Below are 15,369 nucleotides of genomic sequence, written 5' to 3'. Positions count from 1 at the left end.
GGGCTGCACAACAGTCGTGCAACGCTTGGTCGTCCAAACCTGAATGCGTGTGAGAAGGCTGTGCGGATCGGATAGCGTCAGGCCAGTACGCGAACGGGTTCTGGGGAGTTCTCGATGCGGAGTTTGCGGCCGGTCCGACGCCTTCGGCGGATCCGGGTGGTTCGACTGAGGAAGCTCGGACGGCGGGTGGGCACGGCGGGTGCGCTGGGCACCGCCGGCGCCCTGGGCGCGGCCGGCGTGCTGCTCTCCGGCGGTGTGGCGCACGCCGATCCGGTGGCGGATCCCGATCCGGGTGTGGTGTCCCCGGAGCCGGTCTCGGCGCAGTTCGTCGGCCCGGTGCTCGGCGGCTCGGTCGGCGGTGACGCGGGCCTGCTGGCCGTCGGCGGCGGCCTGGTCGTGGCCGCGGGCGGCGCGGCCCTGTGGGTCAAGCGCCGGCGCGCGGGCGATCTGACGGAGTGACGGAGAACGGAGGGGCCGGGTCCGAGGTGCGGACGCCGGCCCTTCCGGCATTTTCCCGCGGCTGTCATCCGTTCCCGGCGGCCGGGGCGTCCTGTGGGCATGAAGCGCGAATCGATGCGGCCGGACGGCACCACGGGTGACCCGTTCGACGAGTTCGTCGCGGCGCGGTACCAGGCGCTGCTGCGTGGCGCGTTCCTGATCACGGGGGACGTCCACGACGCACGGGACCTCCTGCACGACGCCCTGGCCCGGGTGTACGCCCGGCGCGGTGCGATCCGGGACCCCGGCGCGACCGAGGGCTACGTCCGCAAGGCGATGGTCCGCACGCACGTGTCGCGTTGGCGGCGGACCCGTCGTGAGGTGCTGACGCCGCAACTGCCGGACACCCCGGTGGCCGCGGTCGACGCACGGGACGAGCAACTGGAGCGGGCCCTGAGATCACTGTCGCCGCGTCAGCGGACGGCGGTGGTCCTGCGGTACTACGCCGATCGGTCGGTGGCCCAGGTGGCCGAGGAACTCGGGTGCTCACTGCCGACGGCCAGGACCCACCTGGCCCGCGCGATGAAGACGCTTCGACAGGAACTGGCACCGGCGAAGGAGATGGTGGGCCATGACGGCTGAGGACAGGGACGGTCGGGGCGCCGCGGACGGCGCTGCGGACCGGTTCGAGGAGGAGCTGGTCGTCCGGCTCGGGGCACGGGCCCGGTCGGCGGGCGGCAGCCCGCCGCTGGCGGAGCTGAGGGCCGCCGGCCGGCGCCGGTCGCGGCAGGGGCTGGCGCTGCGGGTGGCGGCGGGGGCGGCGGTGCTGGCGGTCGGCATCGGGGCGCTGACGCAGGTGGGGGTCGGCGGGGCTGGGGCCGCCGGGCCGGCGGGTCCGGCCGCGGCCGGGGCCACCGGCTGGGGACCGCCCCCGCCGACCCCCGGAGGGACGTCGTCGCAGACCCTGCACCCGCAGCCGTCGACGTCGAGCTCCATCGACACGGGAGGGATGCTCGGGGTCTGCGCGGGGGGCCCGGCCGCGCTGCGGCTGCCCACCTGGGAGGAGGCGCACGCCCCGTCGACCCCGCCCTCGACGCCGCCCTCGACCCCGCCGACCACCACCGCGGGGCCGACCCTGCCCGCGTCGCCGAAGCCCGGGTCGAGCACGAGCGGGGGCCAGGTCAACCGCCACCCGATCGACGTGTCCGCCGACATCAGGCGAATCGGCTCGGGGAGCTACCCGGAGCACTACTTCGGCGTCTGCAGTGACCTGGGGACCGGCGAGGTGTACGTGATGCGGGTCCCGGGGAGCGAGCTCGACCAGGTGGTGCTGAACACCGTTCCGCACCTCGGGGTGGGGATCAACTTCGTGGACGTGCCCGGATCGCGGAAGTTCTTCCACGCGCTGGCGCAGCGGATCGAGGTGGACGACCGGGACTACTGGGCGGAGCGGAACGTGACGATCTCCGACGTGTACGTCTCGGAGGACGGCACCGGCGTGCTCGTCGTCACCGCGCAGGCCCCGACCGCCCGGGCGGACGTCCTGGCCCGGTACGGGCCGCTGGTGATCGAGGTGCGGCCGCTGGACTGACCGGCAACGGGCGGGCCGGACGTCGCCGGACCGGCCGGGCGCCGCTCGTCCGGCCGGGGACGGCGGAGGGCCCCGCGGCACGCGCCGCGGGGCCCTCCGGGTGTTCCGGCCGGGGTCAGCCGGTGTTGCGCAGACCGGCGGCGATGCCGTTGACGGTCAGCAGCAGGGCCCGGGCCCGCAGCGGGTCCTCCTTGCGGCCGGTCGAGGCCTCCTCGCGCTGGCGGCGCAGCAGCGCGACCTGGAGGTAGGAGATCGGGTCCAGGTAGGCGTCGCGGACGGTGAAGGTCTGCTTGAGCACCGGGTTGCGCTCCAGCAGCTCGCTCTCCCCGGTGAGCCGGAGGACCTCGCGCAGGGTCACGTCGTGCTCGGCCACGATCTGGTCGAAGACGTGGTGCAGCTCGGCCGGGACCAGCTGCTCGACGTAGTGGCGGGCGATCCGCAGGTCGGTCTTGGCCAGCGTCATGGCGACGTTGGACAGGAAGTTGCGGAAGAAGTGCCACTGGCCGTACATCTCGTCGAGCACGTCGCCGAGACCGGCCTCGCGGGCGGCGGCGAGGCCGGCGCCGACGCCGTACCAGCCGGGGACGATCTGGCGGGACTGGGTCCAGCCGAACACCCACGGGATGGCGCGCAGGCCGTCCAGACCGGCGCCCGAGTCGGGGCGGCGGGACGGACGGGAGCCCAGGTGCAGCGAGGCGAGCTGGTCGACCGGGGTCGCGGCGAAGAAGTACTTCGGCAGGTCCTCCTGCTCGACCAGGGCCCGGTAGGAGGTGTGCGCGGCCTCGGAGACGCGGTCCATGGCGGCGTCCCAGCGGGCCAGTTCCTCGGGGGCCTGGCGCGGGGCGGTGTGCAGCGCGGAGGCCGCCAGGGTGGCGGAGATGGTCAGTTCGAGGTTCTCGCGGGCCAGCGAGGGCAGCAGGTACTTGTCGGAGATCACCTCGCCCTGCTCGGTGACCTTGATCTCGCCCTCCAGGGTGCCCCAGGGCTGCGCGAGGATCGCCTCGTGCGAGGGGCCGCCGCCGCGGCCGACGGTGCCGCCGCGGCCGTGGAAGAGCCGCAGCCGGATGCCGTACCGGTGCGCGACGTCGCGCAGCCGGCGCTGGGCGCGGTGGATCTCCCACTGGGAGGTGGTGATGCCGCCGAACTTGGAGGAGTCGGAGTAGCCGAGCATGACCTCCTGGACGTCGCCGCGCAGCGAGACGAGCAGCCGGTAGGAGGGGTCGGAGAGCATCTCGTCGAGGATCCGGTCGGCCTGCTGGAGCTCGTCGGTGGTCTCCAGCAGCGGCACGATGCCGATCTTGGCGATCCCGGCGTGCAGGTCGATCAGGCCGGCCTCGCGGGCGAGCACGGTGGCGGCGAAGACGTCGTCGGCGCCCTGGCACATCGAGATGATGTAGGACTCGACGATCTCGTCGCCGAAGCGCTCGAAGCCCTCGCGGATGGTGGTGAAGACGCCCAGGGTCTTGGCGCCGGCGGGGTCCAGCGGGGCCGGCGTCGGGGCGAGCGGGCGCCGCGAGCGCAGCTCCTTGGCGAGCAGCCGCTGGCGGTACTCCCGCGGCATGTCGGCGTAGCGCCAGGCCTCCTCGCCGAGCCGGTCGAAGAGCTGGCCGAGCGCGTGGTGGTGGGCCTCGGCGTGCTCGCGGACGTCCATGGTGGCGAGCTGGAGGCCGAAGGCCTCGACGGTGCGGATGGCGCGGGCGAGCCGGCCGTCGGCGATCAGCTCGCCGCGGTGGGCGCGCAGCGAGTCCTGGATCAGCCGGAGGTCGGCGATCAGCTCGCGGGTGCCGAGGTAGTCGCGGCCCTTGACGTGCGGGGTGCCGTTGGCGAGCCGCTCGCGGGTGTTCTCCAGCTTGAGCCGGACACAGGTGGCCTTGAGGCGGTACGGCTCCTCGGCGTTCATCCGCTTGTAGCGCGGGCTCAGCTCGGGGAGCAGCTGCAGATCGGCGTTGAGCGAGGCGAGCAGCTCGACCGAGGCGCCGGCCAGCCGCTCGGAGGTGGAGAGCGAGTTGCGCAGGTCGTCGACGGCGGCGAGGGCGTCCTTGATGCCGTACTCGTGCTGGAGGTTGAGGACGTCCCAGGTGACCTGCGGGGTGACGTTGGGGTTGCCGTCGCGGTCGCCGCCGATCCAGCTGCCGAAGGTCAGCGGACGGACGCCGTCGGGGAGGGCGAGGCCGACCCGGGCCAGCTCCTCGTGCAGCTCCTCCAGGACCGCGGGCACGGCTTCGCGGTACAGCTCGTCCAGGTAGTAGACGGCGTTGCGGGCCTCGTCGGTGGGCTCGGGGCGGGCGATCCGCAGCTCGTCGGTCTGCCAGAGCAGGTCGATGACCTCGGCGAGGCGGCGGTCGGCCTGGCGCCGGGCCGACGAGGTGCGCGCCGGGTCGGCGTGCGAGAGGCCGGCGGCGATCTCCTCGCGGTGGATCCGGTCGAGCAGTTCGCCGATCCGGCGGAGCTTGTTGAGGACGCTGCGGCGGGCCGCCTCGGTGGGGTGCGCGGTGAAGACCGGGCGGACCGCGAGGTGGGCCAGGGTGTTCTGGAGGTGCTTGGGGTCCGCCTCGGCGAGCTGGTCGGCGGTCTGCTCCAGCAGCGAGCCCTCGCGGGCGCGCCGGGTGGCCAGCTCGCGGCCGCGGTGCACCTGCTCGGTGACGTTGGCGAGGTGGAAGTAGGTGGAGAAGGCGCGCACCAGCTTGGCGGCGGTCTCCAGGTCGATGTCGGAGAGCAGTTCGGCGGTGGCCTCGCCGTTGGTGCGGCTCAGCAGACGGACCTGTTCGACCAGGCCCAGCAGCTGGGGGCCCTCCTGGCGGACCAGAGTCTCGCCGAGCAGGTCGCCGAGGCGGCGGATGTCCGCGCGCAGGGCTGAGTTGTCGGCGACCGGGCCGGCTGCGCCGACTGCGGTTTGGCTGTCCGCCGGGGTGGGGACCGGAGCGGTCACGGCTGGCTCCCTCGGGGTGGTGGGGTGTTCGGCAACGGCTCATCGTCACAGGTCCGCCCGCGTGTGGCGGGTGTGACGCGTGCGGACCGCGCTGTCCGACGCGACCAGCATAGGTGTCGGGAGGGTCGCTGTCCGCGAGGTGGCCGGATGGCGGACACGGATGCCCCGGGCCCGTATGTGGTCTGGACCACTTGGGGCGCGGTCGAGGTGTCGGGGCGGAACCGGGTGGGGAAGGGGCGGTGATGCGCCGTAGTCTGTGAGCCATGAGCAAGTCGCCTGGGGAGCGCGCGCGGGACCGGTCGTTCTTGTGGTGGCGGCGTCGGCGCAGCGCCCTCCTGGACGCCGGGCTGGCCGCCCTCGCGGCGCTGGAGTGTGCGGCCAGTTCGGTCGCCTTCCTGGGCGCCCGGTTCCACCTGGGAACCGCGACGATGTTCGGGGTCGCGCTGTTCGGCGCGCTGGCCGGCGCCACCCTGGTGCTGCGCCGCCGCTGGCCGGCCGTACCGGTGCTGGTCGCCCTGATGGTGATGCCCGGGATCCCCGGCATGGTGCTGCTGATGGTGGCGCTGTACACGCTGGCCGAGACGTGGGAGTGGCCCTCGCGCCGACGGCGGGTGGTGGCGCTCTCCGCGCTCGCCTACGCCGAGGTCGCCGGGGTGATCCTGCTGTCGATGCTGACCCCCGGCGACGTCGAGCAGCCGCCGTTCTGGGGCCAGCTGGTGCTGGCGCTGCTGGTGTCCGTCGGCCTGACCGTGGCCCCGGTGGTGACCGGCCTCTATGTCGGGGCGCGCCGGCGGCTGATCGAGTCGCTCAAGGACCGCGCGCACGGCCTGGAGACCGAGCTGGACCTGCTGGCCGAACAGGCCCGGGAGCGGGCCCGCCGGGCCCGGCTGGAGGAACGGACCCGGATCGCCCGCGAGATGCACGACGTGGTGGCGCACCGCGTGTCGCTGATGGTGGTGCACGCCGGGGCCCTGGAGCGGATCGTGGCCAAGGACCCGGACCGGGCGGCGCAGAGCGCCAAGCTGATGGGCGAGGTCGGCCGGCAGGCGCTCAACGAGCTGCGCGAGATCCTCGGGGTGCTGCGGATGTCCGACGAGGCGGCGATCGAGCCCGACTCGCTGGCCGCGCTGCCCCGGCTGGTCGACCAGTCGCGCGCGGCCGGGATGGCCGTCACCCTCACGGTCAGCGGCGGCCGGCAGGAGTTCACCGCCGAGGCCGAGCAGACCGCGTACCGGGTGGTCCAGGAGGGGCTGACCAACGCGCACAAGCACGCCGGCGGGGCGCAGGTCTCGGTGCTGCTCGCGTACGCGCCGAACGGGGTGCGGGTCAGCGTGGTGAACGCCTGCCCGGGGGGCGAGCGGGCCGCGGCCGCGCTGCCCAGCGGCGGCAACGGGCTGGTCGGGATGCGGGAGCGGGTGGTCGCGCTGGGCGGCACCTTCTCGTCGGGACCGGAGCGGGACGGCGGGTTCCGGGTGGAGGCGGTGCTGCCGTCGCGGCTGACGGTCCGGACCGACCGGCTGGTCTGAGCCCCGACGCCCGTCCGCCCTCCCGCTGCCGGTCCCGGCCGGGCGCCGGTGCGGTCGGGTACCGGGCGCGGTGGGGCGCGGTGGGTTGCGGTCCGGGGAGGCGGCCGGGACCGGCCCCGGTCTACGGCTCGTCGGGCGCGCGCAGCCGCTCGGGGGCGGTGCCGAGTACCAGCGCGGTGATCGCCTGGTCGACGCCGTGACCGAGGAACCACTCGCCGGTGTGGTCCAGGCTGTAGACCCGGCCCTCCTCGTCCACCGCCAGCAGCGCCTGTCCGTACGCCTCCTCGCCGAGCGGGGCGAGCCGGGTGTCCAGGGCGCGGCCGAGGTCGGCCAGGGTGCGCGGCTGGTGCAGCCCGCACAGGGGGTCGACCAGGAACGGGGTCCGGGCCAGCTGCCGTCCGGGGCCGGCCAGGTCGAAGGCGAGGCCGCCGAACTCGGCCCAGGCCTCCACCGCTGCCGGGAACACCGAGTGCTGGACGCCGGCCGGGCTGCCGTACCCGACCAGGGCGTCGGCCCACTCCTCGGCCTGCCGGATCTGCCAGCGGCCGGGGTGCCAGCCGGCCGTCTTGAGCTCGGCGGCGACGTCGGCGGGGAAGCGCGGACGCGTCCGCGGGGGCGGTCCGGTGAGGGTGGACGGCGGGGGCGGGGGCGGGGGCGGACTGGGCGGATTCAGGACGGGCTCCGGCGGGTCGGGGACGGGGGACGGTGCGGGTGCGCGGTCGGGGACCGGGCGGTGGCCGGTCAGCGGCCGGCGGCCGGGCCGACGGCGACGCTCTGCACGGTGAAGTGCTCCAGCAGCGGCGAGCAGGAGCGGCACGGCGGGGCGTGGGTACCGTGCGCCGGGTCGTGCTCCTCCCGGATCCGTACGGTCGTCAGCCGCGCGCCCTTGAGCGCCTTGCGGGCCTCGGGCAGGCTCATCGGCTTCCGGGAGGCGCGCTTGGAGCGCCTGCCGTCCACCGCCACCAGGTACTGGGACAGCAGGACCGCCTCCGGGCAGCGTCCGGTGAACCGCTCCCGGTGCTCCGGCGGCAGCGCGTCCAGGAAGTCGCCGACCAGCGGGTGCAGCACGGGCCGGCGGGCGGACTTGTCGCCCGCCAGGGTGTGCACCTCGCCGCCCTTCAGCGACAGGGCGGCGGCGACGGCGGGCAGCAGGCTGTCGCGGTGATGGCGCAGCGGCGGCGTGCCGGCCGGTTCCCCGGTGGTCATGGCGTCGTCCTCCCTCTCGCTCCCCGGTGCTGTCGGTACCAGTGGGGCTGGCGGGGCCGGCCCGGAGCAAGCCTGTCAAATGGCACTGACAACCGCACAACCGGGGTGCGGCGCCGGGCCGGGCCGGCCCGTCGACCCTCCGGCAGGGCCCCGCGCCCGGGCGGACGGACACGCGACGTTGGCCGGATCCGCACGGCATCGTCACGACTCGTCCCCGGGTTTCCCGAATCCACCCCCGGGCGGTGGTGGCGGCCGGTAGCGTTCCAGCAGCGAGCCGAGGGGTCGTTCGGCCGGTGGGGAACCCCGTGGGGTACTGGCAACTCCTTTGCCTGCCATGATCGTTGAGGGCGCCGGGGCGGGGGAGTCGCGGCGCCGAGCAAGGGGGGTCCTGCGATGACGGCGGAATCCGCCAGCGAGGCGCCCGGCGAACACGTGCCCACACCGGGCGCGCCGCCGGAGACCGTGCCGGTGAACCGGATCGGGATCGCGGTGGTCGGGGCCGGCTACTGGGGACCGAACCTCGTCCGCAACGCACAGCAGACGCCGGCACTGAGACTGCACTGGCTCTGCGACCTGGACGAGGCGAAGTCCCGCCGGGTGCTGGGCGAGTACAGCACCGTCCGGTCCACCGCCTCGTTCGAGGAGGTGCTGGCCGACGAACGGGTCGCCGCGGTGGCGGTGGCCACTCCGGCCGCCGCCCACTACCGGCTGGTCCGGGCCGCGCTGGAGGCGGGCAAGCACGTCCTGGTGGAGAAGCCCATCACCACCTCCGCCGCGGAGGCCGCCGAACTGGTGGCGCTCGCCGAGGAACGCGGGCTGGTGCTGATGTGCGACCACACCTTCTGCTACACCCCCGTGGTGCGCCGGATCCGCGAACTCGTGCACGGCGGGGAGATCGGCGACGTCCAGTTCTTCGACTCGGTGCGGATCAACCTCGGGCTCGTCCAGCCGGACGTCGACGTGCTCTGGGACCTCGCCCCGCACGACCTGTCCATCCTCGACTTCGTCCTGCCGCCGGGCGTCGAACCGGTCGGCGTCTCCGCCCAGGGCGCCGACCCGATCGGTGCCGGACGGGCCTGCGTCGCGTACCTGACCGTCCGGCTGAGCAACGGCGCGCTCGCCCACTGCCACGTCAACTGGCTCTCGCCGACCAAGGTCCGCACCACGCTGATCGGCGGGTCGCGGCGCACCCTGGTCTGGGACGACCTCAACCCGCAGGCCCGACTCGCGGTGCACGACCGCGGCGTCGACCTCACCCCGCCCGACGAGCTGACCGACGCGATCCGGCACCAGACGCAGATCTCCTACCGGGTCGGCTCGATGGTCGCCCCCGCGCTGGTCGAGCAGGAGGCGCTGCGCAACGTGATGGCCGAGTTCGCCGCCGCCATCACCGAGGGCCGGGACCCGCTCACCGACGGCCGGTCCGGCCTGCGGGTGCTCCAGCTGCTGGAGGCGGCCTCGCTCAGTCTCGAACTCGGCGGTGCCACCGTCCCGGTGGGCGCCGGCCTCGACGGCGCACTGCCCGAAGACGGCGCACTGCCCGAAGACGGCGCACTGCCCGAAGACGGCGCACTGCCCCAAGACGGCGCACTGCCCCAAGACGACGTACTGTCCGAAGCTCAGGAAAGGGCCGCCACGCGGTGAACGCTGTAGAGATCGAGGGCTCCCGCTGCCTGGTCACCGGTGGAGCCGGCACCATCGGCTCCACCGTGGTCGACCAGCTGATCGAGGCGGGTGCCCGCGAGGTCGTGGTGCTCGACAACTTCGTCCGCGGCCGGAAGGCCAACCTCGCGTACGCCCGGGAGGCGGCCGCGCCCGGCCGGCTGCGGGTGGTGGACGGCGACATCCGCGACCGCGCCCTGCTGCGCGAGCTGCTCCGCCCCGGCACCGACCTGCTCTTCCACCTGGCCGCGATCCGGATCACCCAGTGCGCCACCGAACCCAGGCTGGCCCTGGAGGTCATGGTGGACGGCACCTTCGACGTGGTCGAGGCCGCCGCCGAGGTGGGCGTCGGCAAGGTGGTCGCCTCCTCCACCGCCTCCGTCTACGGCCTCGCCGACGTCTTCCCGACGCCCGAGACCCAGCACCCCTACAACAACGACACGCTGTACGGGGCCGCCAAGGTCTTCAACGAGGGCCTGCTCCGTTCCTTCCACGCCATGTACGGCCTGGACTACGTGGCGCTGCGCTACTTCAACGTGTACGGCCCCCGGATGGACGTGCACGGCCGGTACACCGAGGTGTTCATCCGCTGGATGGAGCGGATCGTCGCCGGACAGCAGCCGCTGATCTTCGGTGACGGCGCGCAGACCATGGACTTCGTCTACACCGAGGACATCGCCCGGGCCAACCTGCTGGCCGCCGCCGCGCCCGTCACCGACCGGGTCTACAACATCGCCAGCGCCGGTGAGGTCTCGCTGCGCGGCCTCGCCGACGCGCTGCTCGCCGCGATGGACCGGACCGACCTGGGCGTCGAGCACGGCCCGGCGCGGGACACCGCCGGCGGCGTGGTCCGGCGGCTCGCGGACATCGCCGCCGCCGAACGCGACCTCGGGTGGAAGCCCGAGCTGGGCCTCGACGAGGGCCTGCGCCGGCTGGTCGCCTGGTGGCGCGAGCAGTAGCCACCGGGCCGCCGCGTCACCGGGCCGCTTCGCCGCGGCCCGTCCGCCGCCCGCCGGGGCCCGCCGCCGGGGCCGCTCCACCGCTCCTGCGGGCTCCTCCCCGCCGTGACCGCACGGCAGTTCGGAGTACACCTGTGTCCACCATCCCCGTCATGATCCCCTGGCTCGGCGAGGAGGAGGCCGAGGCCGCCGCCGAGGCCGTCCGCTCCGGCTGGGTGGCCCAGGGCCCCCGGGTCGCCGAGTTCGAGCGGGCCTTCGCGGAGCACCTCGGGGTCGAGCACGCCGTCGCGGTCTCGTCCTGCACCACCGCCCTCCACCTGGCGCTGACCGGCGCCGGCGTCGGGCCGGGGGACGAGGTGGTCGTTCCGTCGCTCTCCTTCGTCGCCACCGCCAACGCCGTCACCTACGTCGGTGCGGTGCCGGTCTTCGCCGACGTCGACCCGGCCACCGGCAACCTCACCGCCGCCACCGTCGAACCGTTGCTCACCCCGCGGACCAGGGCGGTGGTCGTGGTCGACCAGGGCGGCGTCCCGGTCGACCTGGACGCCGTCCGGGCCGTCGCCGGACCGCGCGGCATCACCGTGGTCGAGGACGCCGCCTGCGGGGCCGGCTCGGTGTACCGGGACCGGCCCGTCGGCAGCACGGCCGCGATCGCCGCGTACTCGTTCCACCCACGCAAGCTGCTCACCACCGGCGAGGGCGGCATGGTCACCTGCCGGGACGGCGAACTGGCCGCCCGGCTGCGGCGGCTGCGCGAGCACGGGATGAGCGTCTCCGCCGCCGACCGGCACGCGGCGGCCGGCGGGGCGAACCTGCTGGAGACCTACGACGAGATCGGCTTCAACTACCGGATGACCGACATCCAGGCCGCCGTCGGCCTGGTGCAGCTGCGCAAGCTGCCGGCCATGGTCGCGCGGCGGCGCGAACTCGCCGGGCGCTACCGGGAGCTGCTGGCCGGGACCGGACTCCGGCTGGTCGACGACCCGCCGCACGGCACCACCAACTACCAGTCCTGCTGGGTGCTGCCGCCGGACGGCGCCCCCGACCGTGCCGAGCTGCTCGCCCGGCTCGCCGAGGCCGGCGTCTCCGCCCGGCGCGGCATCATGGCGGCCCACCTGGAGGCCCCGTACGAGGGCACCGCCCGGGTGCCGCTGCCCGCCACCGAACTGCTCACCCGGCGCTCGCTGATCCTGCCGCTCTACCACGCGCTGACCGAGGAGCAGCAGGACCGGGTGGTCGGGGCCCTGCGGACCGCGCTCGGCTGAGCGGGCCGGGCGAGCGGCTCGTGGGCCCGGACGCCCGCCCGCCGTTCCACCGGGCCGGTTCCACGGCGCCCGCCCGACGGCGCCCTCCCGACGCCGCCCGCTCCGGCCAGGCCCGTTCCCGTGTCCAGGCCCGTTCCCGCGTTCCGACCGTTCCCATGTCCGACCGGCCCAGGGGAGACCACGATGACCACCGACCAGCCCGTACCGCTCGTCGACCTCAGGGCCGCGCACGCCGAGGTCGAAGCCGAGGTCCGGGCCGGCTTCGACCGGGTGCTCGCCGGCGGCGGCTACGTCAAGGGCCCCGAGGTGACCGGCTTCGAGGAGGAGTACGCCGCCTTCTCCGGTACCCGGCACTGCGTCGGCGCCGCCAACGGCACCGACGCCCTCGAACTGGCCCTGCGCGCCCTCGACCTCCCGCCCGGCGGCGGTGTGGTGCTGCCCGCCAACACGTTCGTGGCCACCGCCGAGGCCGTCCAGCGGGCCGGACTGCGCCCGGTCCTGGTCGACGCCGACCCCGACCACCTGCTGATCGACCCGGCGCGGGTCGCCGACGTCCTGCCGGACGCGGTCGCGCTGCTGCCCGTCCACCTCAACGGCCAGCTCGCCCCGATGGCGCCGCTGCTCGACCTGGCCGGAGACCGGCCGGTCGTGGAGGACGCCGCGCAGTCCCAGGGCGCCCGGCAGCACGGCCGGGCGTTCCACGGCCGGATCTCCGCGACCAGCTTCTACCCCGGCAAGAACCTGGGCGCGTACGGCGACGCGGGCGGCGTCGTCACCGATGACGACGGACTGGCCGCCGCGGTCCGGCTGATCGGCGACCACGGCTCCGCGCGCAAGTACGTGCACGAGCGCTTCGGCTTCAACTCCCGGATGGACGCGCTGCAGGCCGTCGTGCTCCGGGCCAAACTGCGCCGGCTGCCCGCCTGGAACGAGGCCCGCCGGGCCGCAGCCGAGCGGTACGACCGGCTGCTGGCCGGCCTGGACGGGATCACCCCGCCGCGTACCGCCCCCGGCAACGAGCACGTCTGGCACCTGTACGCGGTGCGGGTCGGCGCCGGCCGGGACCGTGACGCGCTGCTCGGCGTCCTGAACGCGGCCGGCATCGGCGCCGGCGTCCACTACCCCGTCCCGGTCCACCTCCAGCCCGCGTTCCGACACCTCGGCCACGGCGAGGGGGCGTTCCCGGTCGCCGAGCGGGCCGCGCGTGAACTGCTGACGCTGCCGCTCTACCCGCAGATCGGCGAGGCGCAGCAGGAACGCGTGGTGGAGGCGCTGGCCAAGGCACTGGCGGCCTGAACCCGGTCCGGCCCCCGTCCTGTCCTGGTCCCGTCCCGGTCTCCCCGGGCGGGGGACCGCGGCCGGGACGCACCCCCTACCCTGGTGTCCAACAAGCGCACCGAGAATTTGCAGCAGCCAGTGGGGGCTCCCAGATGACGACAGGTCGGCCCGGCGTCGCCGCCGCACCGAACGCGGCGTACGCAGGTCAGGTGGTGCAGTTCCCGGACCCGGTCCGCGCGGAGCGGCACCCCGCCGGGGTCCAGGTGGACGAGTACGGCTACCCGGACTTCGGCCCGTACGCCGCCGCGGCGGCCGAGGTCGCCGACCCGCCCGTCGGCTTCGGCGTCGACGAGCTGAGGCTGACCGACTACGTGTCGGCCAACGCCGCGCTGTTCACCCAGGGCCACCCGCTCTGGGCCGACCTGGAGACCGCCGTCGCCACTCCGCCCGGCTGGACCTGGCACCACGCGGTCGGCCGGGCGGCCCCCGGCTGGCGCCGGATGGAACTGGTCCCGGTCGAGGTCAAGGCCCTGCTGCGGCACCACGGCGGCCTGGCCACCTCCTCCGCCGACCACTTCCGGCGCGGCACCCGGCCGCTCCAGGAGAAGCGGCCGGTGCACTTCTCGCTCGCCAAGGACGGCGGCGACCCGATCGGCGTCACCGAGGACCTGGTGCAGCGCGCCGAGGAGCGCCTCGGCTACCGGCTGCCCGGCGCCTACCGGACCTTCCTCAAGCTCGGCGGCGGCCACGCCCCGGTCGGGGTGGCGCTCGACCCGGAGCTGGGGCTGCTGCTCGACCAGCCGTTCCTGACGCTCAGCGAGGAGTACGGCACCGAGGACGTCGTCTACGCCAACAAGTGCCTGCGTGACCACCTCACCAAGGACTACCTGGGCATCGCCTACGCGCAGGGTGGCATCGTGGCGCTCAAGGTGCGCGGCGAGCGGACCGGCTCGGTCTGGTTCTGCCTCTACGACGACGCCCGCGACAACGGCGCCGCCGAGTCGCCGGAGGACCGGACCGGCCGGCTGCTGCTGCCCTGCGGCGAAGACTTCGACGCCTTCCTGCTCCGGCTGGCCGGGAGCCCGCCGGAGCTGGAGACGGTCGCCGAGCTCATGGTGGACGGCGGGTTCGCGCGCGCCGTCCCGGTGGGCTGACGTGGCGGCGGTGGCGCGGCCGGGGCCGGCCCCGGTACCGGTGGTCGAAGGTGCGGAACAAGCGGGGACGAAGGGGACAGGGGTGAACCGGGCGTGGTGACGTACGCGCAGGCGCAGGAGCTCGCCGAGGAGTGGATCAACGGCGGGGTGCCGCAGGAGCGGCAGCGCGAGGTGCGGGTCCGGGAGTTCGACCTGGGCTTCGTCTGCTGGGCGGTCCAGCCCGGTGGGGGCGCGGACTCCGCGGGCCGGTCCGGGGCCGGTGCGACCGGATCCGAGGGCGAGGCACGGCTGGTGATCGCCCGGGACTCCGGCGCCAGCACGCTCTGGCCCGCGCTGCCGGTCAACGAGGTGGTCCGGCAGTACGAGGAGGCCTACGGCCGGCCGGTCGCGGCCAACCCGGCCGGGGCGGCCCGGCCGACGCCGGGGCCGGTCGAGGCGACGTCCTTCCTGCTCAGCCCGCCGCAGTGGCTGCAGGAGGCCGGTGCGGCGGCGCTCGTCGCCGAGGCGGAGCGGCTGGGTACGCCCGCCGAGCCGGTGCCGCCCGCCGCGCCCGCCGAGCCCGTCGTGCCCGTCGTGCCGCCGGTGCTGCCCGCGCCGTCGGCTCCGGTGGGCGCCGAGCACGGGCCGGCGCCCGCCGTCCTGACCACGCCGCCGGTCTCCGAGCGGCCCGCCGGGGACGCCCCGACCATGCTCGCCCCGCCGCCCGTGTTCGACGACCCGGCCGACGCGCCGGTGTCCGCCGCGGGGGCCGAGGCGGCCACCGTGCTGCTGCCCGAGGGGCTGCGCACCAACGGCGCGGGCCTGCCCGGCGCGCCCAGCGCCGGTTCGGAGGCGGCCACCGTGCTGCTGCCCGAGGGCGGCCTGCAGGTGGTGGTGCCGCCGTCCGGTCCGGCCGTGGAGCCGGCGCCGACGGTGCTCGCCCCGCCCGGAGGTCTCCCCGGTCTGGGCGGTCTGCCGGGTGCGCCCGGGCCCGGCGCCGCGGTGCCGCCGTCCGGTCCGGCCGTGGAGCCGGCGCCGACGGTGCTCGCCCCGCCCGGGGGCCTCCCGGGTCTGGGCGGCCTGCCCGGCGCGCCCGCGCCGGGCGCCCCCGGTGCCCCGGTGCCTCCGTACTCCGCTCCGGGGGCCGGCCCCACCGTCGAGCACGCCCCGACGATGCTGGCCTCGCCCGACGGTGTCCCGGGTCTGGCCGGTCTGCCGGGTGCGCCCGGGCCCGGCGCTCCCGTACCGCCGCCCGTCGGCCCCGCCGCCGACGGGCCGCAGGGCGCCCGCGGCCGCAACCCGGCCTCGGCCCCGCCGCCGCCCCCGCCCGCGGGGCTGCGCGGCGGCCCGGGCGCTTCCGGCGCACCCGGTGCCCCTGCGCC

General features: G+C 75.3%; 12 protein-coding genes and 1 pseudogene. 10 read left to right on the top strand and 3 right to left on the bottom strand.

Annotation, left to right across the window (positions count from 1 at the left end):
- Positions 1 to 186 precede the first annotated feature (186 nt).
- The 3 genes from ACFWOG_RS23240 to ACFWOG_RS23230 all read left to right on the top strand — a co-directional run bounded on the left by ACFWOG_RS23240 (position 187) and on the right by ACFWOG_RS23230 (position 2,029).
- Complete coding sequence (locus ACFWOG_RS23240) at positions 187 to 459, top strand: hypothetical protein (protein WP_329947830.1); 273 nt, start codon at positions 187 to 189, stop codon at positions 457 to 459.
- 99 nt (positions 460 to 558) lie between these two features.
- Positions 559 to 1,080, top strand: a complete 522-nt coding sequence (locus ACFWOG_RS23235; RefSeq protein WP_380360720.1) for a SigE family RNA polymerase sigma factor — start codon at positions 559 to 561, stop codon at positions 1,078 to 1,080.
- A complete protein-coding gene (locus ACFWOG_RS23230; protein ID WP_329947829.1) occupies positions 1,070 to 2,029 on the top strand; it encodes a hypothetical protein in 960 nt (319 codons plus the stop codon). The genes ACFWOG_RS23235 and ACFWOG_RS23230 overlap by 11 nt, the downstream gene beginning before the upstream one ends.
- Positions 2,030 to 2,144: 115 nt before the next feature.
- Here the strand turns inward: ACFWOG_RS23230 and ppc are convergent, their stop codons facing one another.
- Positions 2,145 to 4,958, bottom strand: a complete 2,814-nt coding sequence (ppc, locus tag ACFWOG_RS23225; protein WP_380360718.1) for a phosphoenolpyruvate carboxylase — start codon at positions 4,956 to 4,958, stop codon at positions 2,145 to 2,147.
- Positions 4,959 to 5,221: 263 nt separating this feature from the next.
- Here ppc and ACFWOG_RS23220 point away from each other — a divergent pair, with 263 nt between their 5' ends.
- Positions 5,222 to 6,484, top strand: coding sequence for a sensor histidine kinase (locus ACFWOG_RS23220; RefSeq protein WP_380360716.1), 1,263 nt, complete (start codon positions 5,222 to 5,224; stop codon positions 6,482 to 6,484).
- A 121-nt stretch (positions 6,485 to 6,605) separates the two neighbouring features.
- Here ACFWOG_RS23220 and ACFWOG_RS23215 read toward each other — a convergent pair whose 3' ends face one another.
- Positions 6,606 to 7,157, bottom strand: a complete 552-nt coding sequence (locus tag ACFWOG_RS23215) for an SUKH-3 domain-containing protein (protein WP_380360729.1) — start codon at positions 7,155 to 7,157, stop codon at positions 6,606 to 6,608.
- A 68-nt stretch (positions 7,158 to 7,225) separates the two neighbouring features.
- A complete protein-coding gene (locus tag ACFWOG_RS23210; RefSeq protein WP_380360714.1) occupies positions 7,226 to 7,690 on the bottom strand; it encodes a YwqJ-related putative deaminase in 465 nt (154 codons plus the stop codon).
- 393 nt (positions 7,691 to 8,083) lie between these two features.
- On the opposite strand from ACFWOG_RS23210, the gene ACFWOG_RS23205 reads away from it, so the two are divergent.
- From ACFWOG_RS23205 to ACFWOG_RS23180, 6 genes and pseudogenes are all read left to right on the top strand, one after another.
- Entirely contained in the window at positions 8,084 to 9,334 is a 1,251-nt protein-coding gene (locus tag ACFWOG_RS23205; RefSeq protein ID WP_380360712.1) for a Gfo/Idh/MocA family protein, read from the top strand.
- A complete protein-coding gene (locus tag ACFWOG_RS23200) occupies positions 9,331 to 10,311 on the top strand; it encodes an NAD-dependent epimerase/dehydratase family protein (RefSeq protein ID WP_329880016.1) in 981 nt (326 codons plus the stop codon). Before ACFWOG_RS23205 ends, ACFWOG_RS23200 begins: the two co-directional genes overlap by 4 nt.
- A gap of 134 nt (positions 10,312 to 10,445) precedes the next feature.
- On the top strand, positions 10,446 to 11,576 hold the full coding sequence (locus ACFWOG_RS23195; protein WP_380360710.1) for a DegT/DnrJ/EryC1/StrS family aminotransferase: 1,131 nt from the start codon (positions 10,446 to 10,448) through the stop codon (positions 11,574 to 11,576).
- 183 nt (positions 11,577 to 11,759) lie between these two features.
- On the top strand, positions 11,760 to 12,872 hold the full coding sequence (locus tag ACFWOG_RS23190; protein WP_380360708.1) for a DegT/DnrJ/EryC1/StrS family aminotransferase: 1,113 nt from the start codon (positions 11,760 to 11,762) through the stop codon (positions 12,870 to 12,872).
- Between the two features lie 134 nt (positions 12,873 to 13,006).
- Entirely contained in the window at positions 13,007 to 14,008 is a 1,002-nt protein-coding gene (locus ACFWOG_RS23185; RefSeq protein WP_380360706.1) for an SMI1/KNR4 family protein, read from the top strand.
- 93 nt (positions 14,009 to 14,101) lie between these two features.
- Positions 14,102 to 15,369 (top strand): annotated as a pseudogene (locus ACFWOG_RS23180) (hypothetical protein); the annotation flags it as partial.

It is taken from the genome of Kitasatospora sp. NPDC058406, from assembly GCF_042722765.1.
Taxonomy (GTDB): Bacteria; Actinomycetota; Actinomycetes; order Streptomycetales; family Streptomycetaceae; genus Kitasatospora.
Note: the sequence above shows the minus strand (reverse complement) of the source record. Positions and strands in the feature narration are given on the sequence as shown.

Bases quoted from the DNA above. Each gene is read 5' to 3' on its own strand.
- ACFWOG_RS23235 (WP_380360720.1), top strand. From the start codon at position 559: ATGAAGCGCGAATCGATGCGGCCGGACGGCACCACGGGTGACCCGTTC.
- ACFWOG_RS23230 (WP_329947829.1), top strand. From the start codon at position 1,070: ATGACGGCTGAGGACAGGGACGGTCGGGGCGCCGCGGACGGCGCTGCG.
- ACFWOG_RS23220 (WP_380360716.1), top strand. From the start codon at position 5,222: ATGAGCAAGTCGCCTGGGGAGCGCGCGCGGGACCGGTCGTTCTTGTGG.
- ACFWOG_RS23210 (WP_380360714.1), bottom strand. From the start codon at position 7,690: ATGACCACCGGGGAACCGGCCGGCACGCCGCCGCTGCGCCATCACCGC.
- ACFWOG_RS23205 (WP_380360712.1), top strand. From the start codon at position 8,084: ATGACGGCGGAATCCGCCAGCGAGGCGCCCGGCGAACACGTGCCCACA.
- ACFWOG_RS23190 (WP_380360708.1), top strand. From the start codon at position 11,760: ATGACCACCGACCAGCCCGTACCGCTCGTCGACCTCAGGGCCGCGCAC.
- ACFWOG_RS23185 (WP_380360706.1), top strand. From the start codon at position 13,007: ATGACGACAGGTCGGCCCGGCGTCGCCGCCGCACCGAACGCGGCGTAC.